Genomic DNA, 19,453 nt, shown 5'->3' with positions numbered 1-19,453 from the left:
AGGCCAAGACGCGATACTGCGGCGAGTTCGCCAGTGGCAGAACCCATACACGGCGATATCGGCAAGCGGCAACCCTCGACGACCGCAGCAGGCTCCACTGCGGCGCACGCTTGCGATAGCGGCGCCGTCTTCGGGGATCGCGCTCGCGGTCGCATCGCGGGCATGACCCATCAGCGACTCAACGCAGCTGACTGTCCTTGCTGCCGCGACGGTTGTAGCCGCTTTGCCCAGCCTGCTCCAGGTCATGCGCCTCTTGGCAGTGCACGCACAAGTGCACGCCGGGCACCGCCTTGCGGCGCGCCTCGGGAATCGGTGCCTCGCAGTCTTCGCAGTGCGTTAGGCTCGGGCCGTGGTGCAACTGACTCCGCGCGCGCTTGATCGCATCGTCGACAGTGGCATCGATCTGGTCCTGTACCGCTCCATCACCCGCCCATCCGGTCGCCATGATCGCCATACCTCGCTGGTCTGGACACATATATGGTCACTCGCGCAAACAAATCCAAGCCGCGTGTGCACAGTACGCTCAAGCTGGTTCAACTAGCATCAAATCAACGCCACTGGCCGCCGCGCGCGTCAGTGACCAGGTACTCCGCCATCCGCACCCACGAAGGAACAGCAATGGAACAGCCCGTCCACCCGTTTTCCGAACTCTTCGCCCAGCTTGGCCTGCCGTCCGACGAAGCCAGCATTCGCAGCTTCATTGCCGAGCACTCCCCGCTGCCGGGCGATATGCGCCTGGAAGAAGCGCCGTTCTGGACGCCTGCCCAATCCCAGCTATTGCGTGAAGAACGCCTCGACGATGCCGACTGGATCGTGACCATCGATCAGCTCAATATCGCCCTGCATACCACTGCCGACGATACCGGCGTTTGAGCCAGGCACGCACTCACGTGCGCCACGCTTGAGATCGCCTGCAGCTGACATGCTTGCCAGCGCATTGGTGAAAAAAAAGGAGCGGCCATGGGCCGCTCCTTTGCACCGCAGGCAGTACAGCGGGCAGCCACGCGCGTGCCCGGCTGTGTAACCTGCGTTAGGTCACTTTTTTGGCAATCGTCATGCCCAGCACGAACAGCACGATGGCGATGATGATGCCCGCCCAGAACAGGAATTTGGCGATACCCATCGCCGCGCCGGCCATGCCGCCGAAGCCCAGCGCACCGGCGATCAAGCCGATAATTGCGAAAATAATGGCCCACTTGATCATGATGTTGTCTCCTCATCGGCACCGTGCCGTTGTTCGATCGTGTGCTTGCGGCGCAGCGCCGCAGAACATGCACCGCACGCTACCGATTCGAATGTGCCGCACTCGTGAATACGCCTGACACACGCTGCAATACACGCGTTGCATTCAGAGAGGAAGCGCCGTGTCCACGCGAGCGCACGCGCCCGTGGAGGGATCATCGCAGCTGCGCGCGGGGCCGTCCTTGCACGACGAAACACCACATGCGCATGGCATCGTGCAAGCCGCACTGGGCGCAACAGATGCACGCGCTTGCCGCATCGACTCTCAGCGCGCATGCGCGACTGGTTCGTAGTCACGCATCTGCACGGATGGATTGGTCAGTGGCCGACACATCGGCGATCATGCGCCTCTGCCCGCGACAGATCGCCATGGACACTCTTCGCTACCTCACCGGCTACCCGCCCGCCGTTCTGGATCAGGTGCGCGAGCTGATCGCACAGGACAAGCTCGCCACCGTACTGGCGCGACGCTACCCCGACCGGCACGCGATCCGCACCGATCGCCATCTCTACGAGTACGTCAAGGCGATGAAAGAGCGCTACATGCGCTCATCGCCGACCCTGCACAAGGCGACGTACGACAATCATCTGCACGTGGTCAAGCACGCCCTGGGCACGCATACGGCGATCTCCCGCGTGCACGGCGGCCGCCTGAAGGCCAGCCGCGAGATCCGCATCGCATCGGTGTTTCGCGACGCGCCGGAGCCGTTCTTGCAGATGATCGTGGCGCACGAACTGGCGCACCTGAAGGAGGCCGATCACAACAAGGCCTTCTACCAGCTCTGCAACCACATAACCCCGGACTACCATCAGCTGGAATTCGATCTGCGCCTGTATCTGACGCAATTAGCCCTGTCTGCCGATCGCTGAGCGTGCAGGACACGCGCAGGACTTGGCGCGGCTGACCGAACCACTGCGCTCACCGACAGGCGGGCGCGCACGCCATCGGTGCCCGGAATCGGCAAGTCTCCTTCGCACACTCTCGTACACTGCAGTTCCGAGCGCGCCGCCCACCTCCACCTGACGACCGCTCGCCACGTGGTGTTGGCCACTTTAGGATGCGCGCATGCAGCCCTCCTCTTTTGCAGACCTCACCCGCGCGGCGCAACGCCAGCAACCCGGCGCGATCAACGCGCTGGCCCAGGCGCTGGTGCGTGCCGGCCAACCGGAAGAAGCGCTTGTCTGGTATTTGCGCAGCGCGGCCGCCGGCGATGCGCTGGCGCAGGTCGAAGCCGGGCGCATGCGGGCCTATGGCGTCGGTTGCGAGGTGGACGTCGGTCAGGCGCGTGCGCACTGGGAGCTGGCCGAGCGGCAGGGCGCGGCAGCAGCACGCTATTTGCTGGCGACCCTGGCTGTGGGAGAGCAGCCGCTGGCCCTGGCCGGCACTGCGCAGGATCGACTGCAGTCGGCAGCCAATGCCGACTACCCGCCAGCACTGCGCGCCATCGCCATCCAGCACGGGCGTGTGGCGCATCCGGAGCGGCAACGGCAGTGCGTCGCCTTGCTGGAACGCGCGGCGGCCGGCGGCGATGCCGTGTCGGCCGCCCTGTTGGCCGAGCGCCTGCTGCGCGGCGAAGGCGTGCCGCCCCAGCCCGATGCCGCTGCACAGCTCTTGCAGCAGTTGCAGCCCCTGGGCATGACCGCGCTACCGCCGGTGGACGTCGCGCCGCCGGACCCCGCGGACGACACCGCCGGTCACCGCATCGCATTCGCGCCGCGTGTTGGCCCGGTGCGACGCCACACAGCCCCACGCATCGAAGAATATGCCGCAGTCCTGTCGGCCGACGAATGCCGCTTGCTCATGCTGCTGGCGCGACCGCATCTGCGTGCCTCGAAGGTGATCGATCCCAACGATGCCAGCACCGGGCGCGCGCCGATCCGCACCAGCCACGGCGCGACATTGGACCCCATCATCGAGGACTTCGCCGCGCGTGCCGCACAGGCGCGGTTGGCGGCCTGCGCGCAGCTCCCGCTCGCCCACGCAGAACCGCTCTCGGTGTTGTGTTACGCACCGGGCGAGCAGTACCGCGCGCACCGTGACTACCTGCCGCCCGGAACGATCGCCGCCGACCGCCCCACCGCCGGCAACCGCCAGCGCACCGTCTGCGTCTATCTCAACGACGTCGGCGCCGGTGGCGAGACCGAATTCCCGGTCGCCGGCGTTCGCGTGCGGCCACGTCCCGGCACACTGGTCTGCTTCGACAACCTGCATGCCGATGGCCGCCCGGACGCCGATTCGCTGCACGCCGGCCTGCCGGTCACGGCAGGCAGCAAATGGTTGGGGACGCTGTGGTTCCGCCAGCAACGCTACCGGGATTGGTGAACAGATTCATACACACCCCCCTGCCGACGTGGTTTAAAATGTTGCAGCGCGACGTGATCGGACAGGATCTGCAAACGTCGCGTTTTTTGTTTCCCACGGCACGGGTGCACGCCCGGCTTCAGGGAAGGCACATCACGCAGCCCCGCGGAGCCTTCGATGCTTTTCGAAACCCTCGATACCACCGGCCACGAGCAGGTGATTTTCTGTCACAACCGCGACGCCGGGCTCAAGGCGATCATCGCCCTGCACAGCACGCGCCTTGGGCCAGCGTTGGGTGGCGTGCGGATGCGCCCCTATGCCAGTAGCGAGGCGGCACTCAACGACGCGCTGCGGCTGAGCCGCACCATGACCTACAAGAACGCCCTGGCCGGCCTGAATGTCGGCGGCGGCAAGGCGGTCATCATCGGCGACCCTCGGACCGACAAGACCGAAGCGCTGTTCCGCGCGTTCGGCCGGTTCGTCGATACCCTCGGCGGGCGCTACATCACCTCCGAGGACGTCGGCACGGACGTCAATGACATGGAGCAGATCTACCTGGAAAGCGAGTACGTCACCGGTGTGCACCAGGTGCACCGCGGCTCCGGCGACCCTGCCCCGTTCACGGCCTACGGCGCCCTGCAGGCACTGATGGCCTCGCTCAACCGCAAGCTCGGCCACGAAGAAGTCGGCAAGGCCAGCATTGCGATCCAGGGGCTGGGCCATATCGGCATGGAGTTGGTGAAGCTGCTCAAGGAGCGCGGCGCAAAACTCTATGTGGCCGACCTGAATCAGGCGCTGGTGGACCGCGCAGTGGCCGAATACGGCGCAGAAGCGGTGCGCCCGGATGAAATCCATCAGGTATCGGCCGACGTATTTGCTCCCTGCGCGCTGGAAGGCGCCATCAACGAAGACACGCTGCCGCAGCTCAAGGCCAAGATCATCTGCGGCACCGCCAACAACCAGCTTGCCAGCGCCGCCATCGGCGAAGAGCTGCACCGGCGCGGCATTTTGTATGCACCCGATTACGTGGTGAATGCCGGTGGGGTGATGAATGTGTCGCTGGAGATCGACGGCTACAACCGTGAGCGTGCGATGCGGCTGATCCGCAGCATCTATCACAACCTGGAAAAGGTCTTCGATCTATCCACGCAGCTGGACGTTTCGCCGCAGCAGGCGGCCGATCAGATTGCCGAAGCGCGCATTGAGGCCATCAGCAAACTCAAGCTGCCGCTGGGTCGTACTGCGCCGCGCTTCCTGCACAAACTACGCGGCGAGTAACTGGCAACAGATAGATTGGGCGTAGCGATCAGCGCAGTACGTGATTGCCGCTGAAAACGCCACGCCCGGGCATTGCGCCCGGGCGTCATGCACGCCGATCAGAAATCGGCGCTGTACTTCAGGCTCAACGCACGGTCGTCGCCGCGCTCGCCGACCCGCTGGTCGTAACCGAAACGCAGCTGGCTCTGCTGGCCAAGCGGTGCTGCAGCGGTGATGCCGAACAGACCACCCGAACGTGCCGGTTGCATGCCACGCAGCGGTGCCCACGCATCCACCCCCACGAAGCTGGCATCTAGCGTCAAGCCATCGCTGCTCAGCGCCTGCTGCCATTCCGCATAGCCGCCCAGCTGGATACCGCGCCAGCGATACGCCGATCGCACGCCGGCAAGCGCCTGCGTGCGCGATGACGTATTCGCGTCGGCACGCAAGCCGAAGCCATCGCCGCCGCTTTCGCGGAAACCGTCGCTGCGCGAACGCACGTAATCCAGGCCCATATACGGCGTCAGGCTTGCATGCGCGCCACCCAGGCGGTACCCGGTTTCCAGATTGCTGCTGAGGTAACTGCCGCTGTAGTCGCTGAAGGCGCTGCTGCGGTCTTCGCCCAGCTGCAGGGTGCGCTCGATCTGCCGATTGACGTTGCCAAAGCCCACTTGGCCCAGCGTGTACGCAGCGCCCAATGTCGTGCCCCAATACAGCTGCGCCTGCACCTGACGATCGCGCCCGCGTGCCCCATCCAGGTCGCCCAGACTACTGGAGCGCGTTTCGCCGAACGCAAAACCGGCGACCGCACCGGAAGCCAGACGCACATCGTTGCCCATCATCCAGCCGGAGGTGGCAAAGCCCGAAGTAGTTGCACCGCCCTCGCCCGGCCCGCCGAGTGCCCGTTGCCAGTTGCCCAACAGACGCGGCTGTTGCGAGAGCCCATCGAAATGCGCTGCCAGCGCGCGGCGACCCAGATCGATGGTGTCGAAGGTCATCGCCGCAGAGTCGGCATGCGCACGGCCGGACAGGCTGCGCAGCGAATCCGCCGCGACCTTGGCGGTTGGCGATTGTTGCAAGGCAGCTGCAGCGCGAATGAAGCCGCCGCTGAGCGCACCATTGCCCTGGAACTGCTGCGCATCGACCTGCTGGAACGCCTGCTCGACGCGGATGGCCGAATCCATCGACGCGGTGCCGATCGCGCCCAGCGACGCAGCGACCGCGGTGACATCCATGCGCTGCAGCGACACATACGCGGTGTTGGCGTCGTAGCTGCGCGTGGCGCTCAGAAAGGTCACCGCCGGCCCGCTGCTCAGCGTGTCGAATGTGCCTTGCAGACCATTGGTCGCCTGCAGCACCGCGTAGGTCGTGTTGTTGGCGACGTAGTCGCGCCGACCGAGCAATTGCAGGTCGCCGGCGATGGTCGCCGTGCCCGCGACATCCAACCGGTCACCCACATTCAGTGCCAGGCGACCATTGCTGGCCTGCGTGTAGTTGCCGGCAATGGAGGCGGCCGCGCCGTTGACCTGCAAGGTCCCGGCGTTGTCGACCCGACCACCGATGTTGCCTGCGCCAACCAGGCGCGCGCCATTGGCGACGCTCACCCGCGCACTCTGCAAACTGGCGGTCTGCAAGGTGCCGCCAAGGACCTGGGTGTCGCCGCTGAAGGTATTGGCCGTGCTGCTCAATACCAAGGTGCCGGTGCCGCGCTTGGTCAGGCCGCCGGTGCCACTGATGTCGTTGGCCCAAGTCGAACGCAAGGTCGTGACAGTGACATCCACCGTGCCCCAATCGAAGCGTGCCGGCCCCAATACTGCCTTGCCGACGTTGAGCAGGCCGTAGCCGAAGACCGGATCCACGCCCGCAGCCCCCAAGTCGGTGGCGGTTCCCAGCAGCGTCTGGCGCACCAGATCATTGTTGAAATACGGAAATGCCTGCCACACCAGCGCAGCCGCACCGGAGACCAGCGGCGCTGCGAACGAGGTGCCGCTGCCGTAGAAATAACGGATGTTGCCGGCAGTGGCGTCCGGGTCGATGAACAGCGAAGTGCCTGGCGCGACCAGGCAGTAGCGCATCGCCACACCACAGGCGTTGGAGTACGACGCCAGTTGCGTCGGGTTGGCGGTATCCAGCGCGCCGACCACCAACCAACCGCGCTCCAGATCGGCCGCCGGTAGCGTCCCGTTCGGGCCAGGCTGACTGGGCAGCGCCGCCGTATCGGAGGGCTGCGAGCGCGATTCATTGCCCGACGCGAACACCACCAGCCCATCGTTGCTGAGGATGAAAGGGCGGTATTCCTGGGCAATCTGATTGGTCACCGTCGGGTCGTTCCAATACAGGCCGCCCCACGAATTGTTCATGATGCGCACACCGGCACTGATCAGATCGGCATGCACCGGCCCCAGACCGAGCGGTCCATCGACCTCGTTGCCGTCGCCGCTGCCGTCATCGTCCGGCGCACGGTCGCTGATGATGCGCGCAGACACCAGGCCCGCACCCGGCGCGATGCCGCCGGGCCATTGCCCGACCGCACGCCCGGCGGCCAGCTCGGCCACCACGGTCCCGTGCCCGACCACATCGCCCACTGCGGTGTTGTTGGTGCGTGGATCCACATAGATGAAGCTGTCGCTGACGCGTCCCTGCAACGCCGGATGATTGGCATTGATGCCGGTATCGATGACACCGATGCGGTACCCCGCGCCGGTAAAGCCAAGCGCCTGTGCCGCACGCGCGTTGGTCAGCGCCAGATGCGCATCGATCGCCGGCTCCGGCGTCGTTGGCGTCGTCACTGGCGGCGGCGGCGGTGAGGTCGGTGGCGGCGGCGGTGGTGGCGAGGTCACCGGCGGTGCGGCCGGGGTGCTTGGACGGATACCGCCCCCGCCACCGCCGCCGCCACAGGCGGACAACGCAACGGCCAGCGCCGAGGCCAGCACAGTTCTGGCGACGTCTTGCTTCTTCATTGGTGTTCTCCCCGAACCCATTCCATGGATGGGGCCCAAGCCGGGCCCGAATAACGCTTTGCTTACTTTAAATCGGAAAGCGTGCGCGTGGGGGGCACGCTGGCGCGGCGCCGCCATGAGGCAGATAATCGTTTCACTTTAAACGGTATCTGCTCATGTCCGACATCGTCATCGTTGCTGCCAAACGTACTGCCATCGGCTCGTTCCTCGGCCAATTCAATGCGGTGCCGGCACCCACGCTCGCCGCGGCTGCTATCCAGGGCGCACTCGCGCAATCGGGCATCGCGCCTGCCGATATTTCCGAAGTCATCGTCGGCTGCGTGCTGCCGGCCAATCTGGGCCAGGCACCTGCGCGTCAGGCCGCGATTGCCGCAGGCATTCCTACCTCGACCGGCGCCACCACCATCAACAAGGTGTGCGGCTCGGGCATGAAGGCGATCATGTTGGGACACGACCTGATCAGGGCCGGCTCGGCCAGCATCGTGGTGGCCGGCGGCATGGAGTCGATGAGCAATGCCCCGCATCTGCTGCCCAACTCGCGCACCGGCAACCGCTACGGCAATTTCCAGGCGGTCGATCACATGGCCTGGGACGGCCTGACCAACCCGTATGACGGCCAGGCCATGGGCGTATTCGGCGAAGCCACTGCGGAGAAGTTCGGCTTCAGCCGCGCCGACCAGGATGCGTTCGCGATCGCCTCGGTGGAACGCGCGCAGGCGGCGCAGCGCAGCGGCGCGTTTGCCGACGAAATCGTGCCGGTGACGGTCGCCACGCGCAAGGGCGAAGTCGTCGTGGACAGCGATGAGCAGCCGGGCAAATCCGACGTGGCCAAGATTCCGACGTTGAAGCCAGCCTTCAAGAAGGACGGCAGCGTGACCGCGGCCAGTTCCTCGAGTATTTCCGATGGCGCGGCAATCACCGTACTGATGAGCGCGGACGACGCGCAACGCCGCGGCGTGACGCCGCTGGCGCGCATCGTCGGCCATGTCACCCACTCGCAGGAGCCGGAATGGTTCACCACCGCACCGGTCGCTGCGATTCAATCGCTGCTCGGCAAGCTCGGCTGGCAATTGGACGATGTGGACCTGTTCGAAATCAACGAAGCCTTCGCCGTCGTGGCGATGGCGCCAATCAAGCAACTTGGCATCGCGCACGACAAGGTCAATGTGCATGGCGGCGCCTGCGCACTGGGCCATCCGATCGGCGCATCCGGCGCGCGTTTGGTGGTGACATTGGTGAACGCGTTGCGCAGCCGCGGAGGCAAGCGCGGAATCGCAACGCTATGCATCGGCGGCGGCGAAGCGACCGCCATCGCTATCGAATTGATTTAATTATCTTTAACGGCGATTTTGCAAAACTGAATGCGCGTGCGCTTGACACTCGTCTTGTGGCCGTCATCATGTCGGGGGCGCGCAATAGCGCGTTGCCTAATCTAACGACGAGGATTGAAACAATGACCATTAACAAGCTGCTGATCGCAATGGCTCTGGGCCTGGCCCTGACCGCTTGCTCGAAGCCGGAACAGGCTCAGGACGCTGCTGCTTCGGCTAACGAAGCTGCTGCCGACGCTCAGACCGCTGCCGACCAGGCTGCTGCCTCGGGCTCGCAGTCGGCTGACGCCGCTCAGGCTGCTGCCAACACCGCTGCTGCTTCGGCCGACACCGCTGCTGACGCTGCTCAGGCTGCTTCCGGCGCCGCGACCGACGCTGCTGCTGACCAGGCTGCCGACGCTGCCAAGACGGCTGAAGACACCGCCAAGGCTGCCAAGGACACCGCAGAAGAAGCCAAGAAGTAATCACTTCTTGACTCCAAGCGAGTTCGGAAAAAGCCGCTGGTTTCCAGCGGCTTTTTCTTTGCCTGCGATTCAAACCTCGCACGCCGTGCCCGCCGACAGGAACACGAACAACCTGCGAGATTGCGCCTGTCTCCCCGGCGGCTGAATGGCCGGCTGCGCATTGACGCAGACTGCATCGCCTCCTGCATAAGCTCCGGCTTCCAACACCGGAACAGGAACAGGACCACCCATGAAGACGATCCACATGCTGTCGTTGAACGCCATCGCCGCCCTTACCCTTGCTGCCTGTCAGGGCCCGGACGCCGAGCAGGCCCGCCGCGATGCCGCTTCTGCCGCCAAGCACGCCGCCGCCGCGACCGAACAGGCCGCCGACCGTGCGGCAGTGGAAGCGAAGGCCGCAACTGCCGATGCACGCGTGGCTGCGCGCGAGTTGGCCGCAGACGCCAGCCGCGCCACCGCCAATGCGGCCGATGCCACTGCCGACAAGACGCGCGAAATGGCCAACAAGGCCGAACAGAACGCCGACAAGCACGACGCCGACCACGCGCAGCACTGAGTCCGTCCCCCCCTTTCGCAGCACCCGCAACGCGCCGGCCATGTGCCGGCGCGCTTGTCTCGGCCGACGGATGGCTCGTGTTGTCGAGGCCGGCAGGCTAGCATTCGCATATGTCCTCTTCTTTTACGTCGCGCCGCCGCAACCAGCTGGCGCTGATTTTTTCTGCGCTGATCTTCGTCGTCATCGGAATCGGCATCTTCGTCGGTGCCCGCCGTTCGCTGGCCGATGCCGCGCTGGTGTCGCACACCCACGAGGTGATCGGGCGGGTCGACGAGATCCAGGCGCGCCTGCTCGATGCCGAGTCGGCGCAGCGCGGCTTCCTGCTCACCGGCAACGACGCCTACCTGCTGGGCTACCAAACCAGTGTCGAACGTCTGCCGATCCTGCTGGACAACCTGCGCCGCCTGATCGTCGACAACCCCGCACAGGAGCAGCACCTGGCGCAGTTGCAACGGCTGGTGGAAACCCGCCTGCGGCAGATTCAGCACGTGCTCGACATTTATACGCAAAGTGGGCTGGAGCCGGCACGTGCCGACATCCGGCAGAGCGCCTTCCGCACCACCAGCGCGATCCGCGAGCTGGCATTGGCGATGGTGCAGCGCGAACAGGAGCTGCTGGCACAACGCGCGCGAAGCAGCGAACAAAGCGCCAACCTGTTGCTGGCACTGGCATTGGCCGGCATTCCGTTCGGGCTGTTGGTGGTGGGCATGGTCTATGCGCTGTTGATGCGCGAACTGCGCCACCGCGCGCAGGCAGAACAGCTGGCGGCGCAGGCCAATCGCGAGTTGGGCGAGAGCATCGAGGCACTGCAGCGCAGTACCGCCGATCTCAACCTGCTCAGCCGTTACACCGGCCTGCTGCAGAGCTGCATCAGTGCCGAAGAAGCGTTGATGGTCAGCAGCCGTACCCTGGCCGGCCTGCTGCCGGGCGTGGCGGGAAGCGTGTACCTGCTGCGCGCCTCGCAGGACCGCGCCGAGGCGATCAGCCACTGGGGCGAGCCGCTGGTGCGCAGCGCGCCGCATCTGTCGCCCGAGCAGTGCTGGGCGCTGCGTCGCGGCCAGCCGCATATCGTCCAAGACCTGGGCCGGGATGCGCTGTGTGCGCATATCGAAGAACCCGCACACGATGCATCCGTCACCACCGCGTGCCTGCCGATGTCGGCGCAAGGCACCCAGCTCGGGTTTCTGTTCCTGTCTGCCGCCGGCCCGGGGCCGATGCCGCGGCTGGAAATCGCCGAGGCGGCCGCCGAACAGTTGTCGTTGGCGCTGAGCAACCTGCGTCTGCGCGAGTCGCTGCGCCGGCAGTCGATCCGCGATGCGCTGACGGGGCTGTATAACCGCCGCTATCTGGAAGAATCGCTGAGCCACGAGTTGGCGCGGTGCGCACGGCGTGGTCTGCCGTTGTCGGTCTTGATGCTGGACGTGGACCATTTCAAGCAGTTCAACGACAGCCAGGGCCATGCCGGCGGCGACCTGTTGCTGGCAGCGGTGGGCGAATTGCTGCTGACCCGCCTGCGCGCCGAGGATGTGGCATGCCGCTACGGCGGTGAGGAATTCACCGTCCTTCTGCCCGAAGCCGATGGCGAAGAAGCCATGCGCGTGGCCGAGCAGATTCGCAGTTACATCGCCGCGCTGGCGGTCAGCGACGGTGCGCGCGCCTTGCCGAAGGTGACTGCCTCGATCGGCGTGGCCAGCTTCCCTGCCGATGGCGAACAGGGTGCGAGCCTGATACAGAAAGCCGACGCAGCGCTGTATCGTGCCAAGCATGCTGGGCGCAACCGGGTCGAGCGATACGGTGCTGCTACAGACAGTGCGGACTGAAGGCAGCTGACAAGGCCACGGCGGGCAGCCAGGCGCGGCCGCGCCCGAAGCCGGGAGGTAGCACGCGGAGACTGTGGCCCTGGTGCGCCGCGCGCACCCACTTGACGGCTGCTCGCAGCGTTTGCCGACAGCTTCGTAACGCGCGCCGTCCATCCCGGTTTGCGGAGTCCGTCACACAAAAGATCCAGTTGCGCAGCGATAGTCGGCCTCGACCCCTAAAGCGAGGCAGTCCGATGTCGATGTGGCGCGATCAAGGTCCCAACAAGAAAGACGGCGTTCCGGTCACCCCCGAGGTTCCTGCGGCCGATGGCAGGCTGTTCACCGCCGAGGCCAGCCCCGCGCCGCCGGTGCCCGCCGCCGCAGCGCCCAGCGTCGCGCCGGCAGCTGTGGCCACGCAGCGTCACAGCGAAGCGAAAGAGTCGCTGATCGCTGCCGACATCAGCATCGAAGGCAAGATCGAAGGCGCCGGCCATGTGCGTCTGGCCGGCCGCTTCAAGGGCGATGTCAACGTCAAGGGCGATCTGACCATCGAACGCGGCGCCAAGCTCAATGGCGGCGTGCGCGCCAACAAGGTGATCATCGCCGGCGAGCTGGAGGGCAACATCGAATCTGCCGCGCAGGTCGAACTGCAGACGTCCGGTGTGTTGGTCGGCGATGTCAAGGCCGGCAGCCTCACGGTGGCCTCGGGTGCGCGCATGCGCGGCCAGGCCGATTTCGGCTGGGGCGATGATGGCGGCAAGCCGGTCACTGCCAGCAAGCCAGTGGTCAGCGGAGACAGCGACGCCACATGAGTGCACCTCGCCCGGGCACGCCCGGCGCCACGCGCAGCTGCCCGCACTGCAAGGCGACGATCCTGGAAAGCGCCAGCGTCTGCCCTGCGTGCAAGCACCACCTGCGCTTCGATTCGGCGGCTGCGCAACACGCGCAGCCGGCGCCGATCGTGCCGCTCAAAGTCGACGGCACCATCCGCCACCCGGCCGACGGCGATCCGTGGGAATACACGGTGGTGGTGGTGGTGCGCAACGGGAAGGGCGAGGAGATCCGTCGCCAGGTGGTCGATGTCGGCGCCATGCACGGCGGCGAAGAACGCGGCTTCACCCTGGCGGTGGAAGCGAGCGCGGTGCGTTCGCCCGGGCGGCGTACGCGGCATTGAGAACAGCTGACAAAACGACTGCGCAGCGGCCAGGCGGGCGCGGCCGGTGCTCGGAATCGGCATGTACCACGCGTACACCGCGGCTCCTTCGTACCGTCCACGCCACCTGACGGCCGCTCGCTACGTTTTGTTGGCCGCTCTGAGGCGTCCACGATCCACGCGGCTGCCAACACTCTAAACGCGCACTGCCGGACGAACGTGGCGGTGAGTTGATCGGCATGTGCCGTGCGTGCACCCGTAGCCTCTGTGCGCCGTCCACGGCCCGTCCGGCGGCTGCTCGCGAGGGAGTGGCACCTGCCGGTAAGCGCGCGCCGCGCGAAGGCACCGCCGCACGCGGTTCCCATTCTCAGGATCTGCACACCGGCTTGGCCAGAGTTGCCGCATGCGCAACGGCAACGATGAGACATCTCACACACGCGGCGATCTGGTGGTGCTCGGGCCGGAGGGCCTGTATTGCCCGCAAGGCGATTTCCATATCGACCCGTGGCGGCCGGTGCCGCGCGCGGTGATTACGCATGGTCACGGCGACCACGCCCGCAGCGGCATGGGCGAGTACCACTGCACGCGCGAGAGCCTGTCCATCCTGCAATGGCGCCTGGGCGAACAGGTCTATCACACGCATGCGGACGGTGAAGCGTTTCAGCTGGGGCGTGCGCGCGTGTCGCTGCATCCGGCCGGACACGTGCTGGGATCGGCGCAAGTGCGCATCGAAGTGGATGGCGAGGTCTGGGTCGCCTCCGGCGACTACAAGCGCCAACCCGACCCCACCTGCAAGCCGTTCGAAGTGGTGCCATGCGACACCTTCATCACCGAAGCGACCTTCGGCCTGCCGGTGTACCGCTGGCCCGACACCTCCCAGGTTGCGGCCGATATTTCTGCCTGGCGCCGCGAATGCGCCGAACGCGGCGAAGCGGCCATCCTGTACTGCTATGCGCTGGGCAAGGCGCAGCGCGTATTGGCCGAATTGCGCGCGTGGGAGACGCAGCCGGCATTGCTGCATGGCGCGGTCGCGGTGGGTGTGGAGGTCTATCGCCAGGCGGGCATCCCGATGCTGGATACCCAGCCGGTCAGCGAGCATGCGCGCGGCGCCGACTATGCCGGGCAATTGGTCATCGCGCCGCCATCGGCGGCCGGCAGCGCCTGGATCCGCCGTTTTCGCAGCGCACAGCAAGGTTTTGCCTCGGGCTGGATGCGCATCCGCGGCAATCGCCGCAGGCGCAATTACGATCGGGGCTTTGTGGTCTCCGACCATGCCGACTGGCCCGACCTGCTGCGCACCATCGAAGAAACCGGCGCACAGCGCGTCATTGCCACCCATGGCAATACCGATGCATTGATCCAACACTTGCGGGAACGCGGCGTCGCAGCAGAAGCCTTCCGCACCGATTTCGGAGCCGAGGAATGAACCCGCTGCCCGCACGTCGTTATGTTCGCGCGCGTCCGCGCATTCGCTTGAGCGGTGCGCTCGCGTTCCGCCGTCATGCCTTGGCGTTTTGCGTGCATCGCAACGCGCCAGCGGCCACCATCGGCCCACCGCGACCGCTGCGGCGCCCACGCGTGCTTGCCGCGTTTACCCGACGCGCACTGGAGCTGCGTGCTGCCGACAGGCGCGCAGCGACACAGGCGCTGCCGTGAAGCGTTTCGCGGCGTTGTACCGCACCCTGGACCGCAGCACCGGCACGCTCGACAAGCGCGCTGCGCTGGTTGCGTATTTCCGCGATGCGCCCGCGCTGGACGCGGCATGGGCGCTGTATCTGCTGGCCGGTGGCAAGGTGGCCAGCGCGCGCATGCGCATTGCCAGCAGCGGCGAACTGCGTGAATGGATCACCGACACCGCCGGCGTTGCCGATTGGCTGGTCGCCGACAGCTACGACCATGTCGGCGATCTGGCCGAAACCCTGGCCTTGCTGCTGGACGACCCGGTCACCGAGGCGGCCGATCTGCCGTTGGCAGAATGGATCGAACAGCGGCTGCTGCCGATCGCCAACCAGGACGTGGAAGTCCGCAAGGCCTGCATCGTGCAGGCGTGGCGCAGCCTGGCCTTCGACGAGCGGCTGGTGTTCAACAAGCTGCTGACCGGCGCATTGCGGGTTGGGGTGTCGCAACGGCTCGTGCAGCAGGCGCTGGCCGAATTGTCGGGGGTGGATATCGCGCGCATTGCGCAGCGCATGCTCGGCAGTTGGCGGCCGCATCCAACCTATCTTGCAGACCTGTTGACCAGCGAAGAACTGCCCGGCGACCGCCAGCAGCCCTATCCGTTCTTTCTGGCATCGCCGCTGGAAGCGGAGGTCGACACGCTGGGCACCATCGACGACTGGCTGCTGGAATGGAAATGGGACGGCATCCGCCTGCAGCTGATTCGCCGCGCCGGCGAAGCGGCGCTGTGGTCGCGCGGCGAAGAGCGTCTGGATGGACGTTTCCCCGAAATCGAACACGCCGCACTGCAATTGCCGGACGGCACCGTCATCGATGGCGAGCTGCTGGCCTGGCAACCCGAACAGCCCCTGCCAATGCCGTTTACTGCGTTGCAGACGCGTATCCAGCGGCTCAAGCCCGGGCCCAAGACCTTGGCCGCCGCACCTGCGCGCGTGGTGGCCTACGACCTGCTGGAACTGGCGGGCGAAGACCTGCGCGAGCGCCCGTTGCAGGAGCGGCGCGCACTGCTGGAAGGCGTGCTCGCCACGCTGGCAGATCCGCGCATCGTTGCCTCGCCGCTGGTGCAGGTCAGCGATTGGCAGGCCGCAGCGCGCGTGCGCGTGGAAGCGCGCGAACGCGGCGTGGAAGGGCTGATGCTCAAGCGCGCCAGTTCGGTGTATCAATCCGGTCGCCGTCGCGGCGATTGGTGGAAATGGAAGATCGACCCACTGACCATCGACGCGGTGCTGCTGTACGCGCAGGCCGGCCACGGCAGACGCAGCACGCTCTACACCGACTACACCTTCGGGCTATGGCACGAGGGCCAACTGGTGCCGATCGCCAAGGCCTATTCGGGCCTAGACGACAAGGAAATTCTTCAACTGGATCGCTGGATCCGTGCCAACACCACTGAGCGCTTCGGCCCGGTGCGCGCGGTCACCGCGCATCACGTGTTCGAGCTTGGGTTTGAAGCGGTGAACCGCAGCGCGCGGCATAAGTCCGGCATCGCGGTGCGCTTCCCGCGCATCCTGCGCTGGCGTCACGACAAGCCGATGGCCGAAGCCGATCATCTGAGCACCCTGCAGGCACTGGCGCGGTGAGCGTCACGCAGCACACGTATGGCACGCCACTGCAACAGTGGCGTGCCTGGTTCGCGCAGCGCGGCTGGGCGCCACTGCCGTTCCAACGCGATGTGTGGAAGCGCTATCTCGACGGCGAATCGGGCCTGCTGCATACGCCCACCGGCAGCGGCAAGACGCTGGCGGCATTTGGCGGGCCGTTACTGGAGGCATTGGCCACGCGTGGGCGCAAATCCCCGCGCAAACCGGGCAAACCCACCTCCCCTGCGCGCCGCCAGCCGCAACGCAATCTGCAAGTGTTGTGGATCACGCCGCTGCGCGCACTGGCCGCCGACACCGCACGCGCGCTGCGCGAGCCGGTGGACGCATTGGGGCTGGATTGGCAGGTGGGCCTGCGTACCGGCGATGCCAGCGCGCGCGACAAGCGGCTGGCACGCAGCGGCAAGCTCGACGTGCTGGTCACCACGCCCGAGTCGCTGGCATTGCTATTGTCGTATCCGGATACCGCGCCGCAGCTGTCGGCATTGCGCTGTGTGATCGTCGACGAATGGCACGAGCTGCTGGGCAACAAGCGCGGCGTGTTGCTGCAATTGTGTCTTGCGCGCTTGCGCGGATGGACGCCGCACCTGCGCATCTGGGGGCTGTCGGCGACGCTTGGGAACTTATCGCAGGCACGCGATGTGCTGTTGCCGCATTGCCCCGAGGCGGCGCTGGTCTCCGGCGTCAAACCGCGCACCATGACGCTTGAAACCTTGCTGCCGGACAGTGGCGAGCGCTTTCCCTGGGCAGGCCACCTTGGTCTGGCGCAACTGGCGCGCGTGCTGCAAAAGATCATGCAACAGCGCACCAGCCTGGTGTTTACCAATACGCGCGCGCAGGCCGAGTTGTGGCATCAGGCCTTGAGCGCGGTGTGGCCGGAGGAGTTGGCCACGCTGGCGCTGCATCACGGCTCGCTGGATCCATCGCTACGCGCGGCCGCCGAACGCGGGCTGGCCGACGGCAGCCTGCGCTGCGTGGTGGCCACCTCCAGCCTGGATCTGGGCGTCGACTTCCCGGCCGTGGATCAGGTGCTGCAGGTCGGCAGCCCGAAAGGCATCGCGCGCCTGCTGCAACGCGCCGGGCGCGCACGCCATCGCCCCGGCGAATCCGGGCACGTGGTGTGCGTGCCTTCGCATGCGCTGGAATTGGTCGAATACGCCGCGGCACGTCGCGCGCTGGTGCATGGACATATCGAAGCGCGTCCACCGCCACGGTTGTCGCTGGACGTACTGGCGCAGCACTGCGTCACCCTCGCCCTCGGCGGCGGCTTCCACGCCGATGCGTTGTTCGAGGAAGTGCGCGGTACCGATGCCTTCGCCGCGCTGGAGAAAACCACCTGGAACGCGGTGCTGGATTTCATCGTGCAAGGCGGCAGCGCGCTGGCGCATTATCCGGACTTCCACAAGGTGGTACGCGACGACGAGGGTCTGTACCGCGTGATCGACCGACGCGTCGCGCTGCGGCACCGGCTGTCCATCGGCACGATCACCAGCGACGGCAGCGTGCGCGTGCAGTTCCTGCGCGGCGGGCGGCTGGGCGCGGTGGAAGAACAATTCATCGGCCGCCTGCGCCGCGGCGACCGCTTCCAGTTCGCCGGCCGCCTGCTGGAACTGGTGCGCCTGGAAGACATGACCGCCTACGTGCGCGTGGCCAAGGGCGGCAGTGGCGTGGTGCCGAAATGGATGGGCGGGCGCATGCCGTTGTCGTCGGCGCTGGGCCGCGAGGTGGAAGCGGTGTTCGCCGACCCTGGCGATGCGCCGGAGATGCAGGCACTGGCGCCGTTGCTGCACCTGCAGGCGTCGCTTTCTTCGCTGCCTGGGCCGGACCATCTGCTGGTGGAAAGCGTCAAGGCGCGCGACGGCCGCCACGTCTTCGTCTACCCCTTCGCCGGCAGGCAGGTCAACGAAGGCCTAGCCGCGTTGCTCGCGGCACGCTGGGGCCGGCGCCAACGCAATACCTTCAGCTTCGCTGCCAATGACTATGGATTTGTGCTGTCGCCGGCGCAGGATGTCGACATCGATGCCGATGTACTGCAAGCCCTGCTCTCGCCGGTGGGCCTGTTCGACGATCTGCGCGACAGCCTCAACCTGGGCGAGTTGGCGCGCCGGCAATTTCGCGAGATCGCGCGCGTGGCGGGATTGTTGTCGCCCTCGTTGCCTGGGCGTGCGCCGCGCAGCCTGCGTCAGCTGCAGGCCTCCAGCGGCTTGCTGTACGACGTGTTGCAGCGCTTCGACCCCGATCATTTGCTGCTTGCGCAAGCCGAACGCGAAGTGTTCGAAGGCCAGCTCGAACTGGCGCGGCTTGCACATGCGCTGGAAGACTGCGCGCGCCGCGCGTTGCGCCTGTGCAAACCGCGCAGCCTCACACCATTATCGTTTCCGCTGTGGGCAGAACGCGTGCGTGGGCAACTGAGTACCGAAGACTGGAAGGCCCGCGTCTTGCGCGCTGCCCAACAACTGGAGCGCAAGCATGGGCGATAGCGTGCAGCTGCAGCTGGCCGGCGAAACCGTGGAATTGCTCGGCGAACGCGCGTTGTATCGGCCGGCACAACGTGCGCTGTTGATCGCCGATCTGCATCTGGGCAAGGCCGATGTGTTCCGACGTGCCGGCATCGGCTTGCCGGCCGGCGGCACCGCGCACGATCTGGAACGGCTGGACGCGTTGCTCGATCAACGCGATGTCCAGGCGCTATGGATTTTGGGCGACCTCTTGCACGGCCCTGCCCCACGCGCGGCCTGGCACCGACGCTGGAGCGCATGGCGCGAACGGCATTGCGCGTTACGCGTGATCGCCATTCGCGGCAATCACGACCGCGCCCTGGCCAGTGCGGAGTTGCACATCGAAGCGGCCGGCGAACAGGTCGAAGATGGCCCGTTCGTGCTGCGCCACGACCCGTTGCTGCATCCCAGCGGCCACGTGCTGTGCGGGCATCTGCATCCATTGGCCAAGCTACCGGGGCTGTCGCGGCGCTGGCCGGCGTTCTGGTTGCGCGAGCGCGTCACCATCCTGCCGGCGTTCTCGCAGTTCACCGCAGGCATCGTGCCGACGCTGGCCGAAGGCGAGCGCCTGGTTGCCTGCGTGGAAGGCGATGCGCTGGCACTACCGGTGCGTTAG

The 19,453-nt window shown here is 66.3% G+C and carries 18 protein-coding genes and 2 other RNA genes; 17 read left to right on the top strand and 3 right to left on the bottom strand.

The annotated features are described in order from the left end of the window. Positions 1 to 178: 178 nt before the first annotated feature. Complete coding sequence (locus ACCQ07_RS07025; RefSeq protein WP_029818991.1) at positions 179 to 445, bottom strand: DksA/TraR family C4-type zinc finger protein; 267 nt, start codon at positions 443 to 445, stop codon at positions 179 to 181. A 173-nt stretch (positions 446 to 618) separates the two neighbouring features. Between ACCQ07_RS07025 and ACCQ07_RS07020 the strand changes: the two genes are divergently transcribed. Then, entirely contained in the window at positions 619 to 873 is a 255-nt protein-coding gene (locus tag ACCQ07_RS07020; RefSeq protein WP_008578215.1) for a DUF2789 domain-containing protein, read from the top strand. A gap of 157 nt (positions 874 to 1,030) precedes the next feature. Here ACCQ07_RS07020 and ACCQ07_RS07015 read toward each other — a convergent pair whose 3' ends face one another. Then, positions 1,031 to 1,204 (bottom strand): DUF1328 domain-containing protein, encoded by a 174-nt coding sequence (locus tag ACCQ07_RS07015; RefSeq protein WP_003489471.1) that lies wholly within the window; start codon positions 1,202 to 1,204, stop codon positions 1,031 to 1,033. A 278-nt stretch (positions 1,205 to 1,482) separates the two neighbouring features. Between ACCQ07_RS07015 and ACCQ07_RS07010 the strand changes: the two genes are divergently transcribed. From ACCQ07_RS07010 to ACCQ07_RS06995, 4 genes are all read left to right on the top strand, one after another. Next, positions 1,483 to 2,112 (top strand): YgjP-like metallopeptidase domain-containing protein, encoded by a 630-nt coding sequence (locus ACCQ07_RS07010; protein WP_372363933.1) that lies wholly within the window; start codon positions 1,483 to 1,485, stop codon positions 2,110 to 2,112. A 102-nt stretch (positions 2,113 to 2,214) separates the two neighbouring features. Beyond that, positions 2,215 to 2,292, top strand: a non-coding RNA gene (locus tag ACCQ07_RS07005) — sX9 sRNA. A gap of 16 nt (positions 2,293 to 2,308) precedes the next feature. Next, positions 2,309 to 3,565 carry a 2OG-Fe(II) oxygenase gene (locus tag ACCQ07_RS07000; protein WP_372356352.1) on the top strand — a complete coding sequence of 419 codons (1,257 nt, stop codon included), beginning with the start codon at positions 2,309 to 2,311 and terminating at the stop codon, positions 3,563 to 3,565. Positions 3,566 to 3,721: 156 nt separating this feature from the next. Then, positions 3,722 to 4,822, top strand: a complete 1,101-nt coding sequence (locus ACCQ07_RS06995; protein WP_005924809.1) for a Glu/Leu/Phe/Val dehydrogenase dimerization domain-containing protein — start codon at positions 3,722 to 3,724, stop codon at positions 4,820 to 4,822. 98 nt (positions 4,823 to 4,920) lie between these two features. Here ACCQ07_RS06995 and ACCQ07_RS06990 read toward each other — a convergent pair whose 3' ends face one another. Next, positions 4,921 to 7,761: a S8 family serine peptidase gene (locus ACCQ07_RS06990; RefSeq protein WP_372363932.1), complete on the bottom strand. Its 2,841-nt coding sequence runs from the start codon at positions 7,759 to 7,761 to the stop codon at positions 4,921 to 4,923. Between the two features lie 155 nt (positions 7,762 to 7,916). Here ACCQ07_RS06990 and ACCQ07_RS06985 point away from each other — a divergent pair, with 155 nt between their 5' ends. The 12 genes from ACCQ07_RS06985 (at position 7,917) to pdeM (ending at position 19,453) form a co-directional block, all read left to right on the top strand. Beyond that, positions 7,917 to 9,092 (top strand): thiolase family protein, encoded by a 1,176-nt coding sequence (locus ACCQ07_RS06985; RefSeq protein WP_218555922.1) that lies wholly within the window; start codon positions 7,917 to 7,919, stop codon positions 9,090 to 9,092. A 122-nt stretch (positions 9,093 to 9,214) separates the two neighbouring features. Further along, positions 9,215 to 9,556 carry a hypothetical protein gene (locus ACCQ07_RS06980; RefSeq protein WP_003489455.1) on the top strand — a complete coding sequence of 114 codons (342 nt, stop codon included), beginning with the start codon at positions 9,215 to 9,217 and terminating at the stop codon, positions 9,554 to 9,556. A 229-nt stretch (positions 9,557 to 9,785) separates the two neighbouring features. Then, a complete protein-coding gene (locus ACCQ07_RS06975; protein ID WP_008578208.1) occupies positions 9,786 to 10,112 on the top strand; it encodes an XAC1346 family secretion chaperone in 327 nt (108 codons plus the stop codon). Positions 10,113 to 10,222: 110 nt separating this feature from the next. Continuing rightward, the gene (locus ACCQ07_RS06970) at positions 10,223 to 11,932 is read left to right on the top strand and encodes a diguanylate cyclase (RefSeq protein ID WP_014089702.1); all 1,710 of its coding nucleotides are present in this window, start codon (positions 10,223 to 10,225) and stop codon (positions 11,930 to 11,932) included. A gap of 233 nt (positions 11,933 to 12,165) precedes the next feature. Beyond that, positions 12,166 to 12,723, top strand: a complete 558-nt coding sequence (locus tag ACCQ07_RS06965) for a bactofilin family protein (RefSeq protein ID WP_014089701.1) — start codon at positions 12,166 to 12,168, stop codon at positions 12,721 to 12,723. Then, entirely contained in the window at positions 12,720 to 13,085 is a 366-nt protein-coding gene (locus ACCQ07_RS06960; protein WP_008578205.1) for a hypothetical protein, read from the top strand. Before ACCQ07_RS06965 ends, ACCQ07_RS06960 begins: the two co-directional genes overlap by 4 nt. A 61-nt stretch (positions 13,086 to 13,146) precedes the next feature. Beyond that, positions 13,147 to 13,221: non-coding RNA, sX9 sRNA (locus ACCQ07_RS06955), on the top strand. A gap of 246 nt (positions 13,222 to 13,467) precedes the next feature. Next, entirely contained in the window at positions 13,468 to 14,490 is a 1,023-nt protein-coding gene (locus tag ACCQ07_RS06950) for a ligase-associated DNA damage response exonuclease (protein ID WP_014089699.1), read from the top strand. After that, on the top strand, positions 14,487 to 14,720 hold the full coding sequence (locus ACCQ07_RS06945; RefSeq protein ID WP_029818981.1) for a hypothetical protein: 234 nt from the start codon (positions 14,487 to 14,489) through the stop codon (positions 14,718 to 14,720). Before ACCQ07_RS06950 ends, ACCQ07_RS06945 begins: the two co-directional genes overlap by 4 nt. Continuing rightward, positions 14,717 to 16,321 carry an ATP-dependent DNA ligase gene (locus ACCQ07_RS06940; RefSeq protein WP_218495753.1) on the top strand — a complete coding sequence of 535 codons (1,605 nt, stop codon included), beginning with the start codon at positions 14,717 to 14,719 and terminating at the stop codon, positions 16,319 to 16,321. Before ACCQ07_RS06945 ends, ACCQ07_RS06940 begins: the two co-directional genes overlap by 4 nt. Continuing rightward, positions 16,318 to 18,819, top strand: coding sequence for a ligase-associated DNA damage response DEXH box helicase (locus ACCQ07_RS06935; RefSeq protein WP_338339597.1), 2,502 nt, complete (start codon positions 16,318 to 16,320; stop codon positions 18,817 to 18,819). The genes ACCQ07_RS06940 and ACCQ07_RS06935 overlap by 4 nt, the downstream gene beginning before the upstream one ends. Beyond that, positions 18,809 to 19,453 (top strand): ligase-associated DNA damage response endonuclease PdeM, encoded by a 645-nt coding sequence (gene pdeM / locus ACCQ07_RS06930; protein WP_122273139.1) that lies wholly within the window; start codon positions 18,809 to 18,811, stop codon positions 19,451 to 19,453. Before ACCQ07_RS06935 ends, pdeM begins: the two co-directional genes overlap by 11 nt.

Origin of the sequence: Xanthomonas sp. NCPPB 3583, assembly GCF_041475715.2 — a bacterium.
GTDB classification, from domain to species: domain Bacteria; phylum Pseudomonadota; class Gammaproteobacteria; order Xanthomonadales; family Xanthomonadaceae; genus Xanthomonas; species Xanthomonas euvesicatoria.
This window is presented reverse-complemented; position numbering and strand designations above follow the sequence as displayed.